The following is a 23,015-nucleotide window of genomic DNA, read 5'->3' as shown; positions in this document are numbered from 1 at the left end:
GACGGCCATTCGCTCGGCCGTCTTTGCAGTTCGCTTGCTTGCCGCATTTTGGACAATCCATCACGCCCTCCCAAGGCATCTGAATGTTGCAAAACTTATACATTGTCTATATTTATTTAGCAATGCCAAAATTTAATAGTTTAGTCCTGGATTTTTACTTTTTTCCTGATTGTTATGGATAGGTAATAGGTAAGAAAAGATTGACACACCCAAATCGTCAGGTTATATTGCAATGCAACAATTGTGCATCGCACAATTGCTTAAAGTTTATCATTTCCTATTAAACTGGAGAATTGTCATGCAAAATGAAATTTTTGAAAATACCACTACCTTTTATCAATCCATATTCAATGCTTACAAGGAGTTCTTTGAGATTAATATGCGCGCAGGTGAAAAACTGCTTGATAATCAAATTAAAATATCGACTTTGTATATTCAAAACAGTTTCAAGCAAATGGAACTTGCCTGTAATTTTAAAGATCCCAAAACTTATTTAACATCGCAAAGTGAAATCGCAAAACAAACTGCCGATGTCGCTTTATCTGTAAATAAGGATGTAATGACCATCGTATCGGATACGCGAAACGAGCTGAAAAGCTGGTTTGATAAAGGAGTGGGAGAGTTTGATAAAGGGGTAAAGGAAGCCGAAAAAACCATCCAGGGAGCCGTTGAAAAGGCTCACAAGGTAGAAGAAGCGGCTTAACCTAATCCGCATAGTTTTTTCTAAACGCCGCCAAAAATACGTTCCATCTGCTGCGGATTTTTGACGGCGTTTTTGTTTACGAATGTTTATTTAACCATTCCCCTATGGCAGCAGGGATGGTTTGCTGGGCTTTTCCGCTGACGTAAATGCCGATATGTCCACCCTTAAAAGCCAGTTCCTCGTAATCCGAAGTACCCACATAGGTTTTTAAAGGCGTTGAAGCAGACGGCGGCACCAAATGATCCTGTAATGCGTAAATATTCAGTACAGGCATAGTAATGTTCTTAAGGCTGACAGTCTGATCCCCAAGTTGGACTTCACCTTTTATCAGTTTGTTGCCTTGATAGAAATCTTTGGTAAATTGCCTGAAAGTTTCGCCTGCCTGATCGGGACTGTCAAAAATCCATTTTTCCATACGCAGAAAATTTTTCGCCGACTTCGGATCCTCCAGGGCGTCAACCATATCCAAGTATTTTTGACCCATCAGACGATAAGGCTTTAATGATAAAAAAGTCCAGTTGAGCATTTCACCCGGAATATTTCCCATAGTATCAACCAGCAGATCCACATCAACATTTTGTACCCATCGGCTCAGTAAATTGTCAGGCGTCTGAAAGTCAACCGGGGTTACCATAGTTACCAGATTTTTAATTTTGTCGGCATGCAGGGCGCTGTAACAAAGACTGAATGTACCGCCCTGACAGATGCCCAGCATGTTAATTTTCTCCACGCCGTGGCGTTTACGGATAACATCAACACAGCGGTCCAGATAACCATTAATATAATCATCCATGGTCAGGCCTTGATCGGCCGGATCAGGATAGCCCCAGTCAATTAAATAGACATCAAGGCCCGCATTCAGCAGTCCTCTGATAGTAGAACGGTCTTCCTGTATGTCAGCCATATAGGGGCGGTTAACGAGCGCATAGACAATGAGCACAGGAATTGAGTTTTTTCTCTCGCTATTATCTGATTTAAATCGATATAAAATTGTTCTGTCTTCCTGATAAATGATCTCCTTGAGCGTCACGCCCGTGGTAATTTCTTCCGCATTTAAAAGGTTTTCAAAACTTTTGCCCAGTTTCTGATTAAAGTCCATTATTTCCTGTATAACTTTATCTGGGGTAATGTTAATAGTAGGCATCGATTTTTTATCCTTTGATGATATCAAGTTTAAAATTGATGGTTAAGGAACAAGGGCGTAAATGAGCTGGACAGGGCGGGAATTTTTCATTATCGGTCGCGATTGCCGATTCATAGCATATCTGCATATATTACACTGCCCAAAATAAAGTGCGCGTTAGTAAACTCATTTTATAGCTGTACGTTAACTATCAGGTTATGGAGAAACTATTTGCGATCCGCTGGCCTTGTTGCTTTTTCAGTTCTTTTAGGGACAGGAGCGGCGGGCGGGGTACGAGCAGGCGTTTTTGATTTTACTGCCGGTTCCGGTTTACTGATAGCAGCTACCTGTTCCTTTAAGGCTGCCAATTCATTACGCAGTTTTTTATTTTCGCGCCATTGCTCATGAGAGCGATCATGCAAGGCATTGAGTTCTCGCCTCGTAGGCATATTAAAGCTCTCCAGGACTTCATCGACCAGCAGACGGGTATGCTGCTTCAATGCCATCAAGGCATTGATGAGATTTCCATGAATTTCAACATATTCATCGGTAGTCACAGACTCGGCATAGACCTCTTCGCAACAATCGACCCATAGGTCATATACGCTACGCATTGACTCAAGCTGCAAGCCTTTTTCTTCCATATTTTTAAAGCAGCTTTGGAATCGCTCAATACTTTTAAGTCCCATTTTATTTTGAAACTGTAGAGATGCTTGCAATGCCGTTTGGTAATTGTTGCCTAAACGATAGAGTTCCTGATACAGAAATTGCCGCTCGCGCATATGGCCCACAGCCGGAGCTGAAATAAACCGGTCAAGATGCCCCTGTATCGCATCCTTCATATGCAGAGGATCAAGCGTATTTATGTCCTGAAAAAAGTCGCCCGGCATAAATGAAAGGGTAGAGGCCATACGTTGCCAATGATCAAGAGGCATTCCACCAATACCCATCCAGTTATGAAGCGACTTTTGTGCGTCAGGCGATACAGAAAAAGTCTCTTTCATGCCGGTCAGCATACCGGTAATCGCTTCTTGCCATTGAGACACAGACTGATTAACCGTAGAGGCTGCCTGGAAGGCGCTATTCATCTGTTCGGCCATCTGAAAATAGGATTTGCTTTGATCAATGAGTTGGGTAAAAAAGTCCTGAACAGAGGGTGTAGCAGTAGGTGAAGCATTTTTCCACCAACTGTCAAGTGCATCAGACCAGGGATTTTTAATAAAATCAAAAGACTGTTGAGGAAATTCCTTTGGTGAGGTATCGTTTGGATTAAGAGAACTGAAGGTCTCCCAGTATTTTTTCTGAAAAGTCAACCAGTCATTGACTATTGAGAAAGGATCTGTGGACATGATTTTCTCCTTAACTATATTTGATTTGAGTCACAATGAGCTCCATTTCTTAAAGCGAATTTTTTGAAAGAAACCCGGATTTATGGGCTATTTTTTTATAATCATTTTTTGATTGAAAAAAGACAGTTTATGCTAAAAATGCAGCTTAACACTGCCAATTGTGCAGCGCAATATACAATCCAGGAAAAAAACTAATTTCTATTATGGATTATGCTTGCTTGTCTGTGCTTATACGAATATGGTGCTAATTTTAACTCTATGTATATTCAATAGTATATATAATAGAATCTGTGCTAACCAAAATAGGTAGAGTAAGCGGAGTATTAGTACGTATATGAAAATACCACTAAATCTTTAACTCATAAAGTTAAATATTATTGTTAGGTTTTTACGAAGTTGAAAAATAGCAGTATTTATTTACTCCCTGTTAGAATTACTCAAATAATAATACATGAAGATGAAGCAGGTATAGTTTTTGACAGCCCGTATACTTTCTAAAAGAATTCCGTGTCAAGAGCTTTTCACAACAGGGATTCGGGGTGAATTTGGCAAAATTCGATAAAATATTGTTCACGCATAAAAACTTTCAAGGCAAGAGTAGAATCTATTAGCTCTCGCTTTATCAGCGAGGCATTCAGTGGTAAAAATGAAAATTTTTTGCACCGCTTGTCTAAATAGCCTTTTGGCTACCATCTCTCGACCATAGTCTATATGGTTTTTTTTCAACTTAACTTAGGTGAAATTATGGATCAAGATATTGTTATTATTGCAGCGGGTCGTACTGCAATTGGCACACTCGGCGGAGGTTTATCGAGCATACCAGCCAGCAGCTTAGGAGCAAAAGTAATTGCCGAATTAATAAGACGCACGGGGATTCCATCTGAAAAAATTGGTGAAGTTATTATGGGGCAAGCTTTAACAGCAGGGACAGGCCAGAATCCTGCCCGACAGGCCGCTATTGAAGCGGGTATACCCGAAAGTGTACCGGCTATGACTATTAATAAAGTCTGCGGCAGCGGTTTAAAAGCAGTACATCTTGCTATGCAGGCGATTCGCTGCGGCGATGCCGAGTTTGTGGTTGCCGGCGGCCAGGAAAGCATGAGTTTGTCCCCGCATGTGCTACCAAATTCCCGTACCGGAAAAAAAATGGGAAACTGGGAACTGGTTGATAGCATGATCAATGACGGTTTGTGGGATGCTTTTAATAATTGCCATATGGGAGTAACTGCAGAAAATATAGTCAAGGAATTTGATATTAGCCGCTCTGAGCAAGATGAATTGGCTGCAGCATCGCAGCAAAAAGTAGAAAAAGCTCAAAGCTCAGGTTTATTTAAAGAAGAAATTATTCCTGTTGCAATTCCTCAGCGGAAAGGCGAACCGATTATTTTCGATACCGATGAATTTCCACGCAGCGGTACCACTGCCGAATCATTAGCCAAATTACGACCGGCTTTTGATGCCGGGGGTTCGGTAACGGCTGGCAATGCATCAGGCATTAACGACGGCGCCGCCGCAGTCATTCTGACCACAAAAAAACAGGCTGATGCTTTGGGAATAAAACCTTTAGCCAGAATAGTTGCTTGTGCCAGCGCCGGCGTCAACCCGGCTATTATGGGTACAGGTCCTATACCGGCAAGTCAACTTTGTTTGAAAAAAGCCGGGTGGACTATAGATGATCTGGATTTAATTGAAGCCAACGAAGCGTTTGCTGCGCAAGCGATTTCGGTTAATCGTAAAATGGGCTGGGATATGTCAAAAGTTAATGTCAATGGCGGGGCAATAGCTTTAGGTCATCCCATCGGCGCTTCCGGTGCCCGCATTCTGGTCAGCTTGCTTTATGAAATGCAGCGTCAGGATGCCAGGAAAGGGCTAGCGACTCTGTGTATCGGCGGCGGCCAAGGTATTGCATTAGCTGTGGAGAGATAAAATGTCAGATCATCAACAAACTAAATTAGCCCTGGTGACAGGTGGTACAGGAGGAATCGGCGCAGCGATTTGTCTAGCACTGCATGATTCAGGCTATAAAGTGGTCACTAATTATCGAAATAAGGAAAAAGCGCAAAAATGGCGCTCGGAAGTGCTTGAAAAGGGCTATGACATAGGCATTTATCAGGCCGATGCAAGTTCTTTTGATGAATGCGAGCAACTGGTTAGGAAAATAGAAGCGGAATACGGTACAATTGATGCGCTCGTAAATAATGCAGGCATTACCCGGGACACTACCTTGCGTAAAATGTCTTTGGCCCAATGGAGTGAGGTTCTTCACGTAAATCTTGACAGTGTTTTTAATATGACACGGCAGGTTATAAATGGCATGCTGGCCAAAAATTTTGGACGCATCATTAATATTTCTTCTATAAACGGCCAAAAAGGTCAACTCGGGCAAACCAATTACTCGGCCTCTAAAAGGGGAATGCACGGATTTTCGATGGCTTTAGCACAAGAAGTAGCGCGAAAAGGCATTACTGTTAATACGGTGTCTCCCGGCTATATTGCCACAGAAATGGTTATGGCCGTACCTGAAGATATCAGGCAGAAAATAATTGCTGACATACCGGTCGGAAGGCTTGGTAGTGTTGAAGAAGTTGCTTGCCTCGTAAATTTTTTAGCCTCAGATAAAGCAGCTTTTATTACCGGCGCCGATATTGCCGTTAATGGCGGCCAGTTAATGTTTTAAATGAATGTTATTAAATAATTATGACGATAATTATAAAGAAATATCCAAATCGCAGATTATATGATACTGATCGTAGTCGCTACATAACCGTAGCCGATGTACGCGACTTGGTAGTCAAGTGCGTGGATTTCAAGGTTATCGATGCCAATACTAATGAAGATATTACCAATAGTGTCCTGCTCCAAATCATTTTTGAGCAGGAAAACCATGGGGAATCCATTTTTACAGCGGAAATTCTTTCTAAAATCATTCGCTTTTACGACAATTCCGTCCAGGAAATATTTACCAGCTACCTGGATCAGAGTCTTAACATGTTTGTGAAACAGCAATCGCTGCTGCAAAAACAGGTGCAGGATATGCTGGTCAACACCCCTCAATTGAATGCGCTAGCTACTGTTACCAAGCTAAATTTGGAAGCGTGGCGAGAACTGCAGGAACAATTTTTCAAAACTGCCGGCTTGTATCCGGGTTCAGATAAAAAACCTCAATAATAATTACTCCTTGTATAGATGAATAAACGGAAGTGAAGCATTTCCTTTTATTCATTTATTAATCCAGATCAAAATAATTATGCCTGTAATATTGATGCGATGCACAAATTGAGGTATAAGGTTACTCTGTATATATTCTAAAAGCACATTTTACTGACAGTGCTTATTCAACCTGCTGTTGCAGGGTTTTTAATTATTCCATAATATTATTGAACCCGTGCAGAGGGTTATAAGCTATTGAAATTAACACTATTTTCAACAGTTAAGGAAAAAAAATGAACAATAAAAAAATTGCTTTGGTAACGGGCGGCATTGGGGGTATTGGAACAGAAATATGCAAACATCTTGCTCAACAAGGCCGCTTGGTCATAGCCACTCATCTTCCAGTTGAAGAAAATATTGCCCGGGCCTGGCAAGAAAGCCAAAAACAAACCGGCTATGATATTGAATTAGCGGCAGTTGATGTTGGTTCCTTTAAGTCGTGCGCGGCGATGGCGCAGGCTATTGCAGAACGCTTTGGACATATCAGCATACTTGTTAACTGCGCCGGCATTACCCGTGACATTCCTTTGCGCAAAATGGAGGAATCGGAATGGTCCAGTGTGTTATCCACCAATCTGGATAGTGTGTTTAACGTTACCCGTCAGGTAATCAATGACATGCTAACAGACGGGTTTGGCCGAATTGTCAATATTTCATCTGTCAATGCCCAAAAAGGTCAGTTTGGCCAAACTAATTATTCGGCTGCAAAAGCAGGCATGCATGGCTTTACAAAAGCATTGGCTCAAGAAGTAGCAAAAAAAGGCGTAACCGTTAATACAGTATCGCCCGGTTATATTGCAACTAATCTGATGAATGCTATACCTGAGGAAATTCTTGATAAAATTATTTCCGCGATACCTGTGGGCCGTTTAGGTAGGCCTGATGAAATTGCCCGTGCAGTGGCATTTTTATGTGACGACAAAAGCAGTTTTATTACAGGATCAGACCTGTCAGTTAATGGTGGTTTATACATGCATTAAACGCAAAAGTGCCCAGCACCTCATGCAGTCGGAAAAATCTAAGGTTTTATTGATGCGGCCCGTGAAGTTTTAATTCCGCCGGGGCTGAGCTTGTCAAAGCGCTGGTATAGCCGGGATTTTCGACAGGCTCAAGGCGAAAGGTTTCAAACCTGTACGGGCCGGATTAGTAGCAATAACTAGATCTTAATTCTCAACATTCTCTATTCGCCAAGGAGGCCGGAGATAACCCGCGGCGACGCGATAGGATAACTGGGTTTCACGTGGAAAGTTGCATTATTAAGCCTCCGTTCATATTAAGTCGGCATACTAGCCCCAACATTTGGACTACCAAGCTGAACTATTACCTGACGGAGACGACTCTTATGAACAAGTGGCTTTTTTTAATTAACCTACTGGCTGTTGTAAGCTTGTATTCTTCTGTGACTTATGCTGATCATAATGATTGGCGAGGCCACGGTCACCATCATGGCTGGCATCATCATGACCGCTATTACCCGCAATCACAGGTAAATAATTATTATCCGCAACCACAAGCTAACTATTATGCGCGACCCCAGCCCAATTATTATCAACCTCCGTATGATCCCCGCTCCCATCAAGGCTTGGCCGGCGGCGTAGTCGGCAGCGTATTGGGTTATGAGATCGGTAATGGCGATCCTATCGCGACCGGACTAGGCGCCGCTGCCGGCTCTTTCCTCGGCAACGGCATTGGCAGACGTTACTAGATTACCTTAAATCTTCTACCCAGCGCGTCATTAAGACCTGGTTCGAGCAGGCTGGAACCAGGTCTTCTCTTTAATTTCAAGTCATAATGGACAATAATACTATTGGCATGAAGGGGCAGAGAGATAGCAGCAGCAACGCTCAATTAACTGATAAATTAATTTTCTGCCCTTAGACCAAAGAGTGTTAGTTGTGAGTTGATTTCAAGGCGGTTTTGTTAGAAAGCCTTTAAAGCACGAAAAACTGAATAATTGATTTTATAAATTCATTATTTAATATCACCAAGATACATATCTTCAATTAACTTTCTTTCTTCCGCTGTAAGCAAAATCCGTGCATATTTTTTTTCCGTGCGGATACTTTCAGATATCTGCGATTGGCGGCGATCAGGCGAGCGTCTGTCATCATTGCGTCTCTCCTGTTCGCGCCGGTTAAATTTTGGCCAGGCCAGATAATTACGCTTTATATTTTCCACCCATTCCGGCGATCCAAACTGATAAGGAACCGTGCGTCTGTCCTTTATGCGACGAGTCATTGAAGATCTTCTTAAGCTTTTCCTCAAATTAATAATATTCATTCTAACTACCTCATTTATATTTTTCAGATATTTTCACATACCAAAAATAATAATAATAGATATTTCCATAAATAAAAGCTTAAGTGCTTCCAAACCTGAATAAGGGTATTGGGTTTTACCGGTTCTCATACAGGTTCATATCGAAAAGTCCAGCATTTTCAGGCTGTTCAGCGTGGTATTTTTTATTAAACCAGTCATAATACTGCCATATTTCAGGATTAGTACGACGAATACCATATTGACTGTAAAATTTATCAAGGTCAGCATTGGTTTTGGCATGCTGTAATTGCTCGATGAAAGGTGCCAGTTGTTCTTTTTGCACCGCCAGGAATATATTCGGATAACTGCCCAGGAACCCGGGCACAACAGTAAGTGTATCTTGTTCGGGCTCTCGTCTTAAATTTTCCCCGAAAATAAACGATACATTCAATAATTTTTTATTGCGTATCAGGGTATATACAAAATCCTTTGCCGGATCATCGCCTTTTATGCGCAAAAATGATACTTCCGGCAACGCATGAATTTCGTGGCCTTTTAAGTCAGCCAGCTTACCCATCATGGTATCCATCTGCTGCTGTTCGGTGGAACTGTTAGCGGGATTACAGGAGGCTTGCTCACAGCGATTAATCAGGTCAGGAGCGCCATCCACACTATCCAGTTTTTGATGAATTTTTTGAAAAAATTCAGGTTTGTAATCTGCAGAGCGATAGTCGATTCCCGGTTCTCTGGTGGTGTCAATAAACAATAATTCAGAATTGCCGAAAATTTTCAAATCCATTCCCTGATACCAGCTATCATGCAAAATCTTCCGCTGCTTTGCCGGGATAAATTGAAGAAAGTTGTTTTCCGCTTCCATGCGGAGAAAATCCATATACAACCGCGTTGCCACTTGATGACCAGCGCTTCCGTACACATTATAGCCCGCTACCAGCAGATAATGAATTCTCTCAAACAATGGATAATCCACTACCCAGGCGGTTAAGGGGAGTTTTCCTACCCATCCTTTTACAACGCTGGCATTGTCATAATGGCGAAAGACAGTTAACAAGGCATTGTCATTTTTGCCGTCGCCGTTCCAGATTAAATCTAAATCAAGCGGTTTTTGCTTTAATAATACCTTGGCGCTAAATGTTTCTTTATTTATCAAGTACTGGCGCTGCAGCTCATTAAATTTATGCCATCCAGTAATTTCTATCCTGTCTCCCTCTGATGCCGGCAGCCGCAGGTATTGATTATTTTCGGCCAAAAATTGAGTGATTTCCTTATTTAAATCATCTTGGGGCGTTGTAAAAGCCACCCAAAACTGATCCCGAATAACATTTAACGCGGCTTGTCCCATACAAACGGGACCTTTAATAAAACCGGCGAAAAAATAATGGGCATCATCAAGCAGGAATTGATACCTCGACATCGCCGGTAATTCGCTGAAGGTTTTAAAAGGATTGGCAGTGCTGTCCTGATCATAGCCCGGCAAACGGCTAACTTTATAATCGGGTCTTAAAAACAGATCCTTAAAACGCTCCATTTTGCCGTCATCAAGCTCATAAACAAAATGGTCTTTATCAACAATAGTCGAGGTGACGGGACGTAAGCGATAATAAAATTTAGCGACCTCGGCTTCCTCGAACGGGCGAGCGCTTTTAATTTCATCTACAGCCTGCCCTGAGGGCGTTTTAGAGCGGATCAGCTTATAGAACTCGTTGTGAGGATGGCCTTTGAAATGTAGATGACCGATAAACAGATGCTCATAAATATAACGGGCGCTTAATTGGTTTTTTAAGGTAGCGCCATTAAAAAATTGCTCCCATTTTTTTATTTCAGCTGCTGCTGAGGAAGATAATGACGGCGGATTGCCGAGCTTGGCGCCATTTTGCAGCCAGGTAAAAAGGGTATTTTCCTCCTCCTCCGAAAGCCGAGGCAATCCATAAGGCATACCGTATAAAGGATAATCTTTTTGATATTGTGAAAATTCTTCAAGGGTTGGACATTCTAGTGTACGTTCCGGGTCAAGCTTTATAGTTTCGGGCAGTTTCCCCCTATTCGGCAGAGGGTTATCGATTTTTAACTTTAAAAATTTTGCGATCAATGAATTGTTCAGATTTATTTCAGGATAGTGCGCTTTTTCATTCAACACTGGAAAAAAGCCTTTTTCCCTCCAGCCTGCTATGGTTGTTTCATCAATAAAAAGCCGGCTAGGCTCAACAGCTCTAAGTCTCTCATGATCATAGACAGGGACCTTTGTCGCCCCCCGCTGGATACCTTCAATTGAAGTTAGCTTGAGCTGACAAGGCGAATCATAACAGGAGTGACAAGCTACGCAACGGGAGTCCAGAATCGGCTTGACTTTGTCATAATATGAAACCGATCCTGAAACCTCTGGGAAATTAGCCGGTATGACACTGTTAGCTGCTGGGTTAACCTGGTCTTCTTTTGCCAGCGGATTAACATCGCTGTATACCACCGTAACCAAGCTGGCAATGCTAAAAAAAATCAGTACATAAACTCTAAACCAGGAGGTTTTGATCATCATAATCCGTTAAGTTTTATTGCTATAAGTTCATTATAAAATTGATCGTATCCTTGCCAGGATGAAAAATTCTTGACTTTAGATGAGCGAAACAGTATATAAAAATAACCCGATCTGTAAATAATCGAGTTAATAATAACATACCCTTGAGATGAGATATCAAGGCGTTTCCTTTAATAAAGACTTAATACCAGGTCGGGATAATCCTAATTTACTGGTTGTGCTATAACGATGCTGCCAAGCGATGCAGCGCTTCGCCGCCATGATTAAATAACGGCCAGCCGTCCCCCGGCAGGACTGCTTTAATGCCGGGTAAAGCAGCGATACGCTTGACTGATTGAATGGCCTGGTTTGGATCGGCAAGTTTTTCCTCAGGCAATAAGCATAATTCCCCGCCAACATGACAACGAATCAAATCGCCTGTTATAAGGGTGGCGTGTTCCAGAATCAGGGCTAGTTCGCCAGGCGTTTTGGAACCGTTAAGCTCATAGGCAATAAGACCGGGAACGATTTCTTCATTATCATGAAGCCAGTGCTGACATACACACGGAAAGGTATCTTCCTCCTCTGCCGGCCCATATACTTCAGCTCCTGTTGCTGCGGCAATATGCTCGCTATCCCGGCAATGATCGCTATTGGTAATAACTATAAAATTCACCCCGCCCAGTCTTTGCAAGTGACTGTGATCATGCTCTGACAGCGGCAAGGGATCAATCAAAACATTTCCTCCCTCACGCACCCAAAGCACACTGTGGAAATCAAGATTGCGTTCCTTATTAAACTCGGACCAGCCAAACAAATCTTTTCTATGTAATTGCTTCATGGATAATCTCCTTGATTCATAAATAACATAATATGTTTGGTGACAAGGATAACGCATCATGATATTACACTATCAAAAAAAAGATTTCTGCTTATGCTTCTGCCGGCGTTGCTCGGCATTATTTAGAATTTTTTGAAGTGTTTCATTATCCGCTTGCGTCCAGCTGATAATCTCAGTAAGGGAACGAAAGCAGCCCAGGCAGATATTATCTTCATTCAGGCAACAATTTCTGATGCAGGGTGAGGTTATACGGCCTCGATTTGAATTCATTGGTTAGATCGTGACCTTGCTGAATAAATATGCCGTATAACACTCCAAAGCGAGGATATATTGGATTGCTTTTGCGTAAGAAGCAGCGTGATGGCCATTTCTTCAAAGGCGGCAAGAGCGCAGATAAAGGAGGCGGTTCTGAATGGCCAGGCAGGCCCGCCCAGAAATAACGTATATAATGAAAATGCCATAGCTGCCGCGGCAAATTTTACCGTCCAGGTATGGTAACTGGTAAAAGAGCCAAATTTCACTATCCCGACAACGGCCGGTAGCAAATAGCTTGCAATAACCAAAGCAACATAAACTATTTCCCGGTTCACTACATCGGGCCAAAGCCACCAAGTGCTAACTGCAATGGTTAAATATGTTATCACATCGGCCCAGCTATCGAGCATTGCCCCGAATTCCGTGACTTGTCCCGTCAGGCGCGCAGTAATGCCATCCAATGCATCGGAAAAAAAACCAGCGGCCAATAAAATCAGAAACAGATCATCGTAGCCATGCCAGGCCAGCCATAATAGAATGGGCGCAACGACTAATCTGAAAGCCGACAGCAGATTGGGTAAAGTCATGAATTTTTGTTCTGGTCTTTCATGAATTTTCATAATTGAAAGGTGGCGGACAGGGGAACATGATCAGAAAGCGAGCGCCATGATAAATGCCCAAGGCGGCTGCAGGTAACCGGCTCCAGGCTGCGATAGTATATTCTATCCATAGGTAAAAGCGGCATCCAGACAGGAAAAGTTCGGGCATGTCTGCCCTGTATAACCTGAAATACTTCTTTTAATTTCAGGTGCTCATGGAAGTGTCTATGAATCAGTCCCATCCAGTCGTTGAAATCACCGGCAATAATCAATGGCGCATCCTGCGGCACATGGCTGTCAATGCGTTTACACAATATTTCAACCTGGCGCCTGCGCTCAGCGCCCATTAATCCAAAATGGATGCAGACAATATGCACAGCATTGTGGCTTTTGGGAATACGGATAATTCCATGCAACAGGCTTCGGCTCGCCCACGGATAGGGCGAGACATTAATATTTTCCCAAAATTCCAACGGATATTTGCTGAGGATTGCATTGCCGTGATGGCCGCTTTTGTAAATTGCATTCTTACCATAGGCATAATAAGGCCAGCCTCCATGGGCAAGAAATTCTGATTGTGAGCTTTCTGGCCAGTTCAGCACTTTTTTTTCATGCAGATTATGTTGGCCCTGCATCTCCTGCAGAAACAATAAATCGGCATCGTCATAAATGAGCGCATCGCGCATTTGATGCAAAACGAAACGTCTATTGCCGGTATTGAAGCCCTTGTGAATATTATAGGTCAATACCCGCAATTGATTTTCACTCATAACCGCTCAACTAAATTTGCTGAAATACTTGCTCATTTACGCTGATTAGGAATAAAAAATCAAGCCTCAGTAGCTTGGCAAGAACTGTCTGTTTACTATCTTTTTATTTTACTTTTCCAGGGGGAGCTTGGAAATGCAATATTTTAGTAGCCAGTAGTTCCTTATAGGCAAGTAAGTGCCAGGCCCTTAACGATGCTTTTTACCAAAAAGCTTTTATTTTGGACAACCTTCCAGCTTATAAATGGCGTATCCCTGACTATCAATTTGCTGCCTTAATTCGGCTGGAGCTTCGACGCTGTGACAAAAATAACAGCTTTCCTGCGTAACTGTTGCATCGGTCTGGCCAATGGTTTCAAGCCATTTTTTGGCATAGCTTAAGGCTTTTTCCTGATCTTGCTCATCAAGCACAACATCAAAGTGCATAATTGCGCCTTTGGCTGTTTTTGCGTAAGTGTCAAATACATGTGAAATAGGCATAAAAGTCTCCCGTAAAAAAACCGGCGATAAATCGCCGGTGCAATAACTGCTTTATAATGAGGATATTATATTTTCGCTTGCTTAAAGCTCCTGAAACAGCGTTTTTATGCGAATTGGCCACGCACAAAATAACGACTTTATTATCGCTGTAACAATCAGTTCGAAACTAATTTGTGCAATCATTAACAAATATCGATTCGATACATAATTAGATTATGTTAATATAATGTTTGTTGTCAACTGAATTTAATCAATATTTAGGATGGGGGCCATGGAAAAAGTTGATGTTTTTGATTTGATTGAACGTATGACTGCCTTGATGCGTGCCGAAGAGCGCAGAAAATGTACGGAATTAGGTTTGCAGCCGGTTCACCTACAGATACTGGATTATCTGTCGCGCTGCAACCGGTATAGTGACACGCCGGCAGCGCTTGCCAATTTTCTTGGAATGACCAGGGGAACGGTTTCGCAAACGCTACTGCTTTTGGTAAAAAAAGGTTTTATAAAAAAAAGCTCTGATGCAATAGACCGGCGCATAGTCCATCTCGCTCTTTTACAGGCAGGAGAAGCTATTCTGAAAAATGCCCGATCTTCAGAACTGTTCAATCAGGCTTCATTGATATTAAGGGAAAATAATTTTCTTAATCAGGAAGAGGTTTTTGTCAAAGCACTTTTGGCGCTGCAAAAAGCGAATAAGTCACAGTCTTTTGGACTTTGTAAAACCTGTAGATATTTCACCCGGTCTTCGGAAGGTCTTATGTGCGGTTTAACTCATGAACCGCTCAGCCAAAGCGATAGTGAAAAAATATGCCAGGAGCATAGTGTTGCGTAAGCCTTTTAACCCAGATGCTTCAGAAGCATCCAATAGATCTGTTCAAGTCCGGTAATTAATCTGTATCTGCAGACTTAAAAAGACTAATACAAGCCCAATTGCAGCTGCGCCGCTTCCGACATCATTTCCCGCGACCAGGGCGGATCAAGCACGACCTCCACATTGACATTGGCGACGCCGGGTAGCGTCCGTATACAGTTTTCTACATCACCTTGAATAATGGGTCCCATGCCGCAGCCCGGCGCTGTCAAGGTCATCATGATATGAACGTCATTTTTGCCTTCACCTGCAGGTTTTACATGACAGTAATAAACCAGTCCAAGATCAACAATGTTAACCGGAATTTCAGGGTCGTAAACTGTTTTCATTACTTCCCAGCAGTTCTTTTCAACTGCCTCAGGGCTGGTATCTGAAACCAGCGTATGCAGTTGGTGTGAATCTTTGCCCAACGCATCGGCATCTGCTCCGGCAATCCGAACCATATGACCCGCATCAGTCACAACCGTATAATTATTTCCCAATGCCTGATGAATGGTAACGTGTTCGCCCTTGCTTAAAATGCCCGGTGCGCCCTCAGGAATAGTGACTACGTTCACGTCTCTCGTTAAAATAAAGCTTTCTCGTTCGGTTGCCATAATAATTCAATTATAAATAAAAAGTTCTGGCATCAACAACCTGGCCGGTTATGTCAATACTTTCCGAGCCAAATAAATACAGGTAAATAGGCGCCAATGATTCCATAGCGGGCAGCTTGCTTTTATCTTCTGCCGGAAAGGTTCGTTTTCTTAATGGCGAATCCACTGGCCCCGGTATAAAAATAGTGACTCTTATTTTACGGGATGATTCAAGTTCTTCAGAGAGTATCTTTGCAAACCCTTCCAGCGCTATGTTGGAAACACCATAAGCGCCGGAGTAAGCCGGGGCAGTTCTTGCCGAAGAATCGGAAGTAAACACGATAGCGGCATGTTCACTTTTTTGCAGTATCGGCAGCAACACCCGAGTCAATAGAAAAGGCGCGTTCAAGTTAACATTCAAGGTATGTGCCCACTCATGCACAGGGAGGCTGGCGATAGGCGTAAAAGCAATGAGTTCAACAGCAGAATGCAAAACCCCCTGTAAGGAACTGTATTTATTCTCAATTCTATCAGCCAATTCCTGATACTCATCTTCATTGGCTCCTGCCAGATCAAAGGGATACATAATGGGCTCGGGAGCCTTCGCCGCCACAATTGCATCGTAAATTGCTTCCAGCCTGGCAATGTTTTTATCGAGCAAAATGATATGCGCCCCCTTTTTGGCCAAAGCCAGCGCCGCTGTACTGCCAAGGCCGCCGCCTGCACCGGTGATTAAAATGGCTTGATTTGTTAACGGCATAGGTTTGATGCTATCCAGGTTAAAATTTGTTCCGGAGATTCTATGAGCGCATCCGCGCCCCAGGTTTCAGGCGCATCGCCGGGCTTAAGATAGCCGTAAAGAGCCGCCAGAGTCTTCATTTGAGCCTGTTTTCCGGCGATAATGTCATGAAGCGCATCGCCGATATAAACACATTCCTGAGGCTTTACCCCTGCCTGTTTACAGGCTGCCAGCATGGGTTCGGGATGCGGCTTGCTGTTTGCTGTGGTATCGCCGCTGACTATACAGGCGGCGCGGCCGGTAAGACTTAATGCCTTCATAAGCGGATTGGTAAAGCGTTCCCGCTTATTGGTGACTACTCCCCATTTAAGTCCTTGTGCTTCAATGACCTTAAGTATTTCAGCCATGCCGGAAAAAAAAACTGTGTGTTCTGCAATATTGTTCTGGTAATGATCAAGCATGGTTTCCAGAATATCTGCCCTAAGCTCCTCATTAACAGAGCCATTAAGGCTTCCATTTATCATTGCCACAGCGCCTAAAGAAATAAGGGGCTTGATTATTTCCGGTGCAGCGGAAGCAAAACCATGCACTTGCAGCGCTTTATTTAAACTGCAAATCAAATCCGGAGCACTATCCACCAGCGTGCCGTCAAGATCGAATAAAACGCAGGATAATCTGAAATCAGCTGCAATCAATGGATCATTCCGCGCGTTTAAAAGCAGCGATGTAATTGACATCTATGTCTTTGCCCAGGCTGAAACGTTTATTCAACGGATTATATTCAATCCCCACTATACCCTGGAGTTCAAGACCGGCTGCCCGGGCTGACTGGCTAAGTTCAGAGGGTTTGATAAAGGTTTTAAAATTATGCGTGCCTTTAGGCAGCATCCTCAGCAAATATTCCGCACCCACAATACCCAGAAAGTAGGCTTTGAGTTTACGATTGAGCGTCGAAAAAAATACCATTCCGCCAGGCTTAACCAGCTTGGCGCAGGCGGCTATGATTGAACCGGGGTTTGGCACATGTTCCAGCATTTCCATGCAGGCAACATGATCAAAGCTGCCAGGCTGCCGCTCAGCCAATGCTTCGGCGCTGATTTTTTCATAATGCGCATTGACGCCTGACTCAAGCCCATGAAGATAGGCGATATCAATCAGGTCTTCACTCATATCTATACCCAAGACCTCAGCGCCAAGTTTAGCCAGACCCTCAGTTAAAATACCGCCGCCGCAGCCAACATCGACAATGCGTTTACCGGAAACATCGGCGTAAGACTGGATAAATTTGATGCGCAAGGGGTTAATATCATGCAGGCTTTTAAATTCGCCCTGCCTATCCCACCAGTGTTCTGCCATCGAGCCAAATTTATCGATTTCGTGCAGGTGCACATTCTCTGTTATCATCATACTGAACCGTGTTTTTAGTTTAATATAGTTTACTATATCACTGGGTTGTTCGTCATTTGTTGTGCTGACGGTTATTTTTAAGATTGTTCCAGATTGAATCAAGAACTTAATGACCGTGTTAATTCACTATAGGTTGTTAACTGGTAACTGGTCGGCACGCCTGAAGACAAGTGGCTGGGATCAGGATCAGCCGTTTGCTACGGGTGGTGGGAACAACTAATTAAGTCAATTTTAAAATCAGCTGCTTCCAATACCTGGAACTGATGACTATCTAAATCTCACAATGCCGCCATTATTAACTCCGCCCAAGGCAGATAGTAAATCTCGTTCTGCCTGAGTAATCGCAGCGCCCACTATTTTTATTGTGGTTATATTCACTTTTCAGTACTCTACTGCTGACTTGTTCATTTCATAAAGCCCTTAACTGATTTTTAATCCTGGCAAATTGCCGTCATAATAAACCGGGCAGGATTGAGCGAAGAAGAAAAGCACAGTAAACAGTTTCTTTTAGTAAAGTTCATCGTCGCCTGATATGACTCGGTCAAGTTTCATAAAACGACCATAAAAAGATAAAAAAATCAGAGGAGTGGATATGGAATTACCAGCATCAGCATCGATAATTATCGCGTTATCAACGAGTCTCGCAGGAATCGGATTTGTAGGGTGGCAACTTCGGAAGATTCTTGGTTATGATCCGGGAAATGAAGCCATGCGAGCCATTGCAGCGGCTATTCAGGAAGGAGCCACCGCTTTTCTGACTCGCGAATACCAGGTATTGGCGATTTTCGTAATCATCGTCGCTACGGTCATTTCCACATTCCTGCAGTGGCAGACCGCACTTTGTTTTGTAGTCGGAGCGATTGCCTCGGGAGGCGCAGGCTATCTGGGAATGTATGTTGCTGTGCGCGCCAATGTTCGCACTGCCGCGGCCGCCAGTCACGGTTTGCATAAAGGCTTGCGCATAGCTTTTGGCAGCGGCGCGATTATGGGTATGTCGGTCGTAAGCTTTAGCCTCATTGGCATGACTTTATTGTATCTGGTGTTTAACAGCAATCCGAATCAACTTATCTATATTACCGGTTTTGGTTTTGGTGCCAGCAGCATTGCCCTGTTTGCGCGAGTTGGCGGCGGCATCTATACCAAGGCAGCCGATGTCGGTGCGGATCTCGTCGGTAAGGTCGAAAAGGGAATTCCCGAAGATGATCCGCGCAATCCTGCTGTTATTGCCGATAATGTGGGCGATAATGTAGGCGACGTTGCCGGTATGGGCGCAGATTTGTTTGAAAGCTATAGCGGTTCTATAATTGCTGCGGCAACCTTGGGCGCTACATTGAGTAGCGATTCATCCGCCGCTTTTGTAGGCCTCCCTTTTCTGGTTGCTGCCGTAGGTGTAATCGCCAGTCTTTTTGGCATTTTTATGGTGATTGGCAAGAACCAGGACACGACTCAAATGTCCGGTCAAACTACGAATTTATCTCAAACTGCCACCAGTTCCAGCCGCATTGGTGCTTATTTTATGCATTTTGTAGCAAAGATAGACGAGAATGCTACCCTGGAAGATTTGCTGACTGCACTGCGCCGGTCAATTTGGGGCGCCTCAGTTGTGGTTTTAGGCCTTTCTTTGATAGCCGTGTTGGTATCGGGCGTCAGCATTAATTATTGGCTGGTCATTCTGGTAGGCTTGATTGCCGGTAATGCCATTGCCTATGCAACAGAATATTTTACTTCCTACACTGAAAAGCCAACGCTGGCTATTGCCAAGGCGACTCAAACAGGAGCTGCAACGACTATCATTCAAGGTCTGGCCGTGGGCATGATGAGTACTGTACTGCCGGTTTTAATCACCGCTGTGGCTATTCTGCTCAGTATCTGGCTGGGTCATAGGGCCGACGGTACCATTACTGCCGGGCTTTATGCCGTAGCACTGGCTGGTGTCGGCATGTTAAGTACGCTGGGGGTCACCCTGGCGACTGATGCCTATGGACCGGTAGCTGATAATGCGGGCGGCATCGCTGAGATGAGTCATCTGCCCGCTGAGGTACGTCATCGTACGGATGCGCTGGATAGTCTGGGCAATACAACCGCCGCTACCGGCAAGGGATTTGCCATCGGCTCGGCGGTTTTAACCGCGCTGGCATTATTGGCTGCTTATGTGACTGCGGCAAAAATTGACAATTTGAATATCCTCGGCCCCACCATGCTGCCCGGCATCCTGATTGGCGCCATGATGCCTTATCTGTTTTCAGCCCTGACCATGATGGCTGTCGGCAAGGCTGCTCATGAAATTGTGCTCGAAGTGCGTCGGCAATTCCACGAGATTCCAGGCCTGATGGAAGGAACTGGCCAGCCCGATTATAAAGCCTGCGTCGGCATCAGTACGGAAAGTGCGCTGCGGGAAATGATTTTGCCCGGCTCGCTGGCGGTCGTTGTGCCATTGCTCATTGGCCATATGCTGGGCAAGGAAGCACTTGCAGGTCTTCTCATCGGCACCATGTCCTCCGGCTTTCTGCTGGCGGTGATGATGGCAAACTCAGGAGGCGCCTGGGATAATGCAAAGAAATGGATTGAAACCGGACAATACGGCGGTAAAGGCTCCGATGCTCATAAGGCCGCCGTAGTGGGCGATACAGTTGGCGATCCTTTCAAGGATACCAGTGGACCGTCCCTGAATATTCTGATCAAATTAATGAGTATTGTCAGCCTGGTTTTTGCGACTTCATTTGGTTCGGGGTTGTTAAATTTTTAGCAATGCGTATACATCAGCTTTTTATTGCTTATGAGTCACGGCATTGTTTTAGCGCTTACTTCACTATTTAACGCTAAAGCTAAGCTAGCTCGTGCCAATTTATTGATTAATCAGGGAATAAACCAACCCAAAAATGAGCAGTTGCAGAAATACCAGACCAAAAATAGAGCACGAAAAGTATAACTATGACTTGTTTGGGCTATTCGACGGACCTAGGTTTAACGACAAACATACCGCCAGAAATCGAAATCACAACAATGGCAATAGCAATTGTTGTAAAGTCCCCTTAATCCCTTACCGGAGCAGGCGCCAGGACAACTCTTGAACCATTGGATTCGGCAGCGCTTACAACGCCGGCCGCCTCCATATCTTCAATCATTGTAGCGGCGCGGTTATAACCGACTTTAAAACGTCTTTGTACGCTGGAGATTGAGGCTTTACGGGTTTCGGTGACAAATTGTACAGCCTGGTCATATAAACTGTCGGTCTCTGAGGCTCCACCTGGGCTGCTGTTCATACTGAATCCATCACTGGAATCGGTAAATTCCCGGGTAATGTCTTCCAGATAATTGGCCGGTGCTGTCTGCTTTAAAAATTCCACTACCCGGTGCACTTCATGATCATCAACAAAAGCGCCATGAGCCCGGATCGGAATACTGGTTCCCGAAGGCAAAAACAGCATATCGCCGTTGCCTAGTAGAGTTTCTGCTCCGCCTTGATCAAGAATGGTGCGTGAATCTATACGCGATGAAACCTGGAATGAAATGCGGGTAGGAACATTAGCTTTGATAAGCCCGGTTAGTACATCCACCGATGGGCGCTGAGTTGCAAGTATCAGATGAATCCCTGCCGCCCGGGCCTTTTGCGCCAGACGAGCAATTAATTCCTCAACTTTTTTACCGACTATCATCATCATGTCGGCCAATTCATCGATGACAATGACAATGCTGGGCAAGGTAGTTAATATCGGCAAGTCCTCTCCTTCTTCCAGCGGATTTACCAGTTGAAACATGGGATCTTTGATGGTCTCGCCTCTTGCTTCTGCATCCTCAACCAACTGATTAAAGCCGGCAAGGTTTCTGACGCCCATTTTTGACATTAATTTATAACGCCTTTCCATTTCAGCCACAGCCCAGCGCAGTGCGTTGCTGGCTTCTTTCATATCCGTAACTACCGGCGTCAATAAATGCGGAATCCCTTCATAAACCGATAATTCCAGCATTTTCGGATCAATCATTATCATTCGCACTTGTTGCGGGGTCGCTTTATAAAGCAAACTGAGAATCATGGTATTGATGGCTACAGACTTTCCTGATCCGGTAGTGCCGGCCACCAGGGCGTGAGGCATTTTGCCTAGATCAGCAACCATGGGGGTGCCGGAAATATCTTTGCCCATTGCCAGGGTCAGCATGGATCTGGACTTCTCAAAAGCGCTTGACACCAATAATTCACGCAGTGTGACCATTTCCCGTTCCCGATTTGGTATTTCAAGACCAATCACTGATTTACCGGGAATAACTTCAACAATACGTACGCTGGTAACAGATAAAGCCCTGGCGAGATCTTTGGATAAAGTGCTGATGCGACTGACTTTCACACCTGCTGCAGGAAGTAATTCAAAGCGCGTTATAACCGGCCCGGGAAGAAACCCGACAACTTCGGCAATAACGTTAAAATCCTGAAGAATATGTTCTACCAGCCGCGACATGTCTTCCAGATCACTTTGCGTATAACCTTTAACCCGGGTATCACGGTTATCCAGTAAATCCAAGGAAGGTAAAACTCCTGCACTGGCATCAAAAGAACTGCGTTGTGTCTTTTTGGGCGGCCGGTGAATTTCTTCCTGCTTTTCAATCGGGAGTGCGATTTTAACAGCGGATTTCCGTTGAATCTCAGATGAGGCAGGAATAATGCTGGCCGCTTGTGCCAGTTTGCCTGTACTGTCCTGACGCGCGGTAGCGATACTGCGGAAAATAAGGCGGCAAAAAAATACGGTATATTTTCCGATTAAATCTATTAAAGCTACCCAGGACATTTTGGTAACTAAAGTAATTCCGGCCAATAAAACCACCAGTAAAAACAAGGTAGCGCCTGAATTGCCCAGACCTATCAATAATTCATCTTCTATCGCCTGCCCTAAAATACCTCCCGTGCGGTCCGGCAGTTCAATTTTAATTCTTAACAAATACAGCGAGGATAAGGCAGACCCTGAAATAATGATCGCCATAAAACCTAGCAATTGCAGTGCAGTGGTTATTTTTTCCTGACTTGATCGGCCGTGACTATATATTAAAAAGCCGTTCCAGATAAGAATTAACGGGAACAAATACGCCATTACTCCAAAAAAGTAAAGGCTGAAGTCCGCCAGCCACGCCCCTATCCTGCCGCAAGCATTAGCAACTGTCGGGGTCGTGCCGCTGTGGGTCCAGCCGGCATCCTCGTTGCTAAAAGTGACTAGCGAAATTAAAAAGAACAATGCGTCGGCAAAAAAAATCAAAACAGCGACTTCGCGTAAACCGCGAATAGCTTTTTCTTCCATCACAGCAGCCATAATTAATAGA

At 44.0% G+C, this 23,015-nt stretch carries 22 protein-coding genes; 8 read left to right on the top strand and 14 right to left on the bottom strand.

Going from position 1 to position 23,015, the window contains the following annotated elements; translation table 11 throughout:
• Positions 1–298: 298 nt before the first annotated feature.
• Positions 299–703 (top strand): phasin family protein, encoded by a 405-nt coding sequence (locus HUX64_RS10285; protein ID WP_174626144.1) that lies wholly within the window; start codon positions 299–301, stop codon positions 701–703.
• 76 nt (positions 704–779) lie between these two features.
• On the opposite strand, the gene HUX64_RS10280 is transcribed toward HUX64_RS10285, so the two are convergent.
• A complete protein-coding gene (locus HUX64_RS10280; RefSeq protein WP_174626143.1) occupies positions 780–1,847 on the bottom strand; it encodes a class III poly(R)-hydroxyalkanoic acid synthase subunit PhaC in 1,068 nt (355 codons plus the stop codon).
• Positions 1,848–2,053: 206 nt separating this feature from the next.
• Positions 2,054–3,175 carry a class III poly(R)-hydroxyalkanoic acid synthase subunit PhaE gene (gene phaE, locus HUX64_RS10275; RefSeq protein WP_174626142.1) on the bottom strand — a complete coding sequence of 374 codons (1,122 nt, stop codon included), beginning with the start codon at positions 3,173–3,175 and terminating at the stop codon, positions 2,054–2,056.
• Positions 3,176–3,919: 744 nt separating this feature from the next.
• Here phaE and HUX64_RS10270 point away from each other — a divergent pair.
• The 5 genes from HUX64_RS10270 (at position 3,920) to HUX64_RS10250 (ending at position 8,090) form a co-directional block, all read left to right on the top strand.
• A complete protein-coding gene (locus HUX64_RS10270; protein ID WP_174626141.1) occupies positions 3,920–5,101 on the top strand; it encodes an acetyl-CoA C-acetyltransferase in 1,182 nt (393 codons plus the stop codon).
• A gap of 1 nt (position 5,102) precedes the next feature.
• The gene (phbB, locus tag HUX64_RS10265; protein WP_174626140.1) at positions 5,103–5,852 is read left to right on the top strand and encodes an acetoacetyl-CoA reductase; all 750 of its coding nucleotides are present in this window, start codon (positions 5,103–5,105) and stop codon (positions 5,850–5,852) included.
• A gap of 20 nt (positions 5,853–5,872) precedes the next feature.
• Complete coding sequence (phaR, locus tag HUX64_RS10260; RefSeq protein ID WP_217426494.1) at positions 5,873–6,343, top strand: polyhydroxyalkanoate synthesis repressor PhaR; 471 nt, start codon at positions 5,873–5,875, stop codon at positions 6,341–6,343.
• 275 nt (positions 6,344–6,618) lie between these two features.
• The gene (gene phbB / locus HUX64_RS10255) at positions 6,619–7,365 is read left to right on the top strand and encodes an acetoacetyl-CoA reductase (protein ID WP_174626139.1); all 747 of its coding nucleotides are present in this window, start codon (positions 6,619–6,621) and stop codon (positions 7,363–7,365) included.
• Positions 7,366–7,727: 362 nt separating this feature from the next.
• On the top strand, positions 7,728–8,090 hold the full coding sequence (locus tag HUX64_RS10250; protein ID WP_174626138.1) for a glycine zipper 2TM domain-containing protein: 363 nt from the start codon (positions 7,728–7,730) through the stop codon (positions 8,088–8,090).
• Positions 8,091–8,356: 266 nt separating this feature from the next.
• Here HUX64_RS10250 and HUX64_RS10245 read toward each other — a convergent pair whose 3' ends face one another.
• From HUX64_RS10245 to HUX64_RS10215, 7 genes are all read right to left on the bottom strand, one after another.
• Positions 8,357–8,623 carry a hypothetical protein gene (locus HUX64_RS10245; protein ID WP_246246985.1) on the bottom strand — a complete coding sequence of 89 codons (267 nt, stop codon included), beginning with the start codon at positions 8,621–8,623 and terminating at the stop codon, positions 8,357–8,359.
• Positions 8,624–8,780: 157 nt separating this feature from the next.
• Positions 8,781–11,195, bottom strand: a complete 2,415-nt coding sequence (locus tag HUX64_RS10240; RefSeq protein WP_246246984.1) for a fatty acid cis/trans isomerase — start codon at positions 11,193–11,195, stop codon at positions 8,781–8,783.
• A gap of 220 nt (positions 11,196–11,415) precedes the next feature.
• The gene (locus tag HUX64_RS10235; protein WP_174626136.1) at positions 11,416–12,015 is read right to left on the bottom strand and encodes an MBL fold metallo-hydrolase; all 600 of its coding nucleotides are present in this window, start codon (positions 12,013–12,015) and stop codon (positions 11,416–11,418) included.
• A gap of 72 nt (positions 12,016–12,087) precedes the next feature.
• Positions 12,088–12,285: a DUF1289 domain-containing protein gene (locus HUX64_RS10230; RefSeq protein ID WP_174626135.1), complete on the bottom strand. Its 198-nt coding sequence runs from the start codon at positions 12,283–12,285 to the stop codon at positions 12,088–12,090.
• A complete protein-coding gene (locus HUX64_RS10225) occupies positions 12,282–12,890 on the bottom strand; it encodes a CDP-alcohol phosphatidyltransferase family protein (protein WP_174626134.1) in 609 nt (202 codons plus the stop codon). The genes HUX64_RS10230 and HUX64_RS10225 overlap by 4 nt, the downstream gene beginning before the upstream one ends.
• Entirely contained in the window at positions 12,887–13,639 is a 753-nt protein-coding gene (locus HUX64_RS10220) for an endonuclease/exonuclease/phosphatase family protein (RefSeq protein ID WP_174626133.1), read from the bottom strand. The genes HUX64_RS10225 and HUX64_RS10220 overlap by 4 nt, the downstream gene beginning before the upstream one ends.
• A 213-nt stretch (positions 13,640–13,852) precedes the next feature.
• The gene (locus tag HUX64_RS10215; RefSeq protein ID WP_174626132.1) at positions 13,853–14,116 is read right to left on the bottom strand and encodes a DUF2024 family protein; all 264 of its coding nucleotides are present in this window, start codon (positions 14,114–14,116) and stop codon (positions 13,853–13,855) included.
• A gap of 271 nt (positions 14,117–14,387) precedes the next feature.
• Here HUX64_RS10215 and HUX64_RS10210 point away from each other — a divergent pair, with 271 nt between their 5' ends.
• The gene (locus HUX64_RS10210) at positions 14,388–14,948 is read left to right on the top strand and encodes a MarR family winged helix-turn-helix transcriptional regulator (protein ID WP_174626131.1); all 561 of its coding nucleotides are present in this window, start codon (positions 14,388–14,390) and stop codon (positions 14,946–14,948) included.
• A gap of 83 nt (positions 14,949–15,031) precedes the next feature.
• On the opposite strand, the gene sufT is transcribed toward HUX64_RS10210, so the two are convergent.
• From sufT to ubiG, 4 genes are read right to left on the bottom strand one after another with little or no spacing between them, the layout of a single operon-like run.
• Positions 15,032–15,583 (bottom strand): putative Fe-S cluster assembly protein SufT, encoded by a 552-nt coding sequence (gene sufT / locus HUX64_RS10205; RefSeq protein WP_174626130.1) that lies wholly within the window; start codon positions 15,581–15,583, stop codon positions 15,032–15,034.
• A 10-nt stretch (positions 15,584–15,593) separates the two neighbouring features.
• Complete coding sequence (locus tag HUX64_RS10200; RefSeq protein ID WP_174626129.1) at positions 15,594–16,322, bottom strand: SDR family NAD(P)-dependent oxidoreductase; 729 nt, start codon at positions 16,320–16,322, stop codon at positions 15,594–15,596.
• Positions 16,313–17,038 carry an HAD family hydrolase gene (locus HUX64_RS10195; protein WP_246246983.1) on the bottom strand — a complete coding sequence of 242 codons (726 nt, stop codon included), beginning with the start codon at positions 17,036–17,038 and terminating at the stop codon, positions 16,313–16,315. The genes HUX64_RS10200 and HUX64_RS10195 overlap by 10 nt, the downstream gene beginning before the upstream one ends.
• Positions 17,001–17,708: a bifunctional 2-polyprenyl-6-hydroxyphenol methylase/3-demethylubiquinol 3-O-methyltransferase UbiG gene (gene ubiG, locus HUX64_RS10190; protein WP_174626128.1), complete on the bottom strand. Its 708-nt coding sequence runs from the start codon at positions 17,706–17,708 to the stop codon at positions 17,001–17,003. Before ubiG ends, HUX64_RS10195 begins: the two co-directional genes overlap by 38 nt.
• A 592-nt stretch (positions 17,709–18,300) precedes the next feature.
• On the opposite strand from ubiG, the gene HUX64_RS10185 reads away from it, so the two are divergent.
• Positions 18,301–20,454 (top strand): sodium-translocating pyrophosphatase, encoded by a 2,154-nt coding sequence (locus HUX64_RS10185; RefSeq protein ID WP_174626127.1) that lies wholly within the window; start codon positions 18,301–18,303, stop codon positions 20,452–20,454.
• A gap of 286 nt (positions 20,455–20,740) precedes the next feature.
• Here HUX64_RS10185 and HUX64_RS10180 read toward each other — a convergent pair whose 3' ends face one another.
• The gene (locus HUX64_RS10180; RefSeq protein ID WP_246246982.1) at positions 20,741–23,005 is read right to left on the bottom strand and encodes a DNA translocase FtsK; all 2,265 of its coding nucleotides are present in this window, start codon (positions 23,003–23,005) and stop codon (positions 20,741–20,743) included.
• Between the last annotated feature and the right edge of the window lie 10 nt (positions 23,006–23,015).

The organism is Candidatus Methylobacter favarea (assembly GCF_902806695.1).
GTDB classification, from domain to species: Bacteria; Pseudomonadota; Gammaproteobacteria; order Methylococcales; family Methylomonadaceae; genus Methylobacter_B; species Methylobacter_B favarea.
Note: the sequence above shows the minus strand (reverse complement) of the source record. Positions and strands in the feature narration are given on the sequence as shown.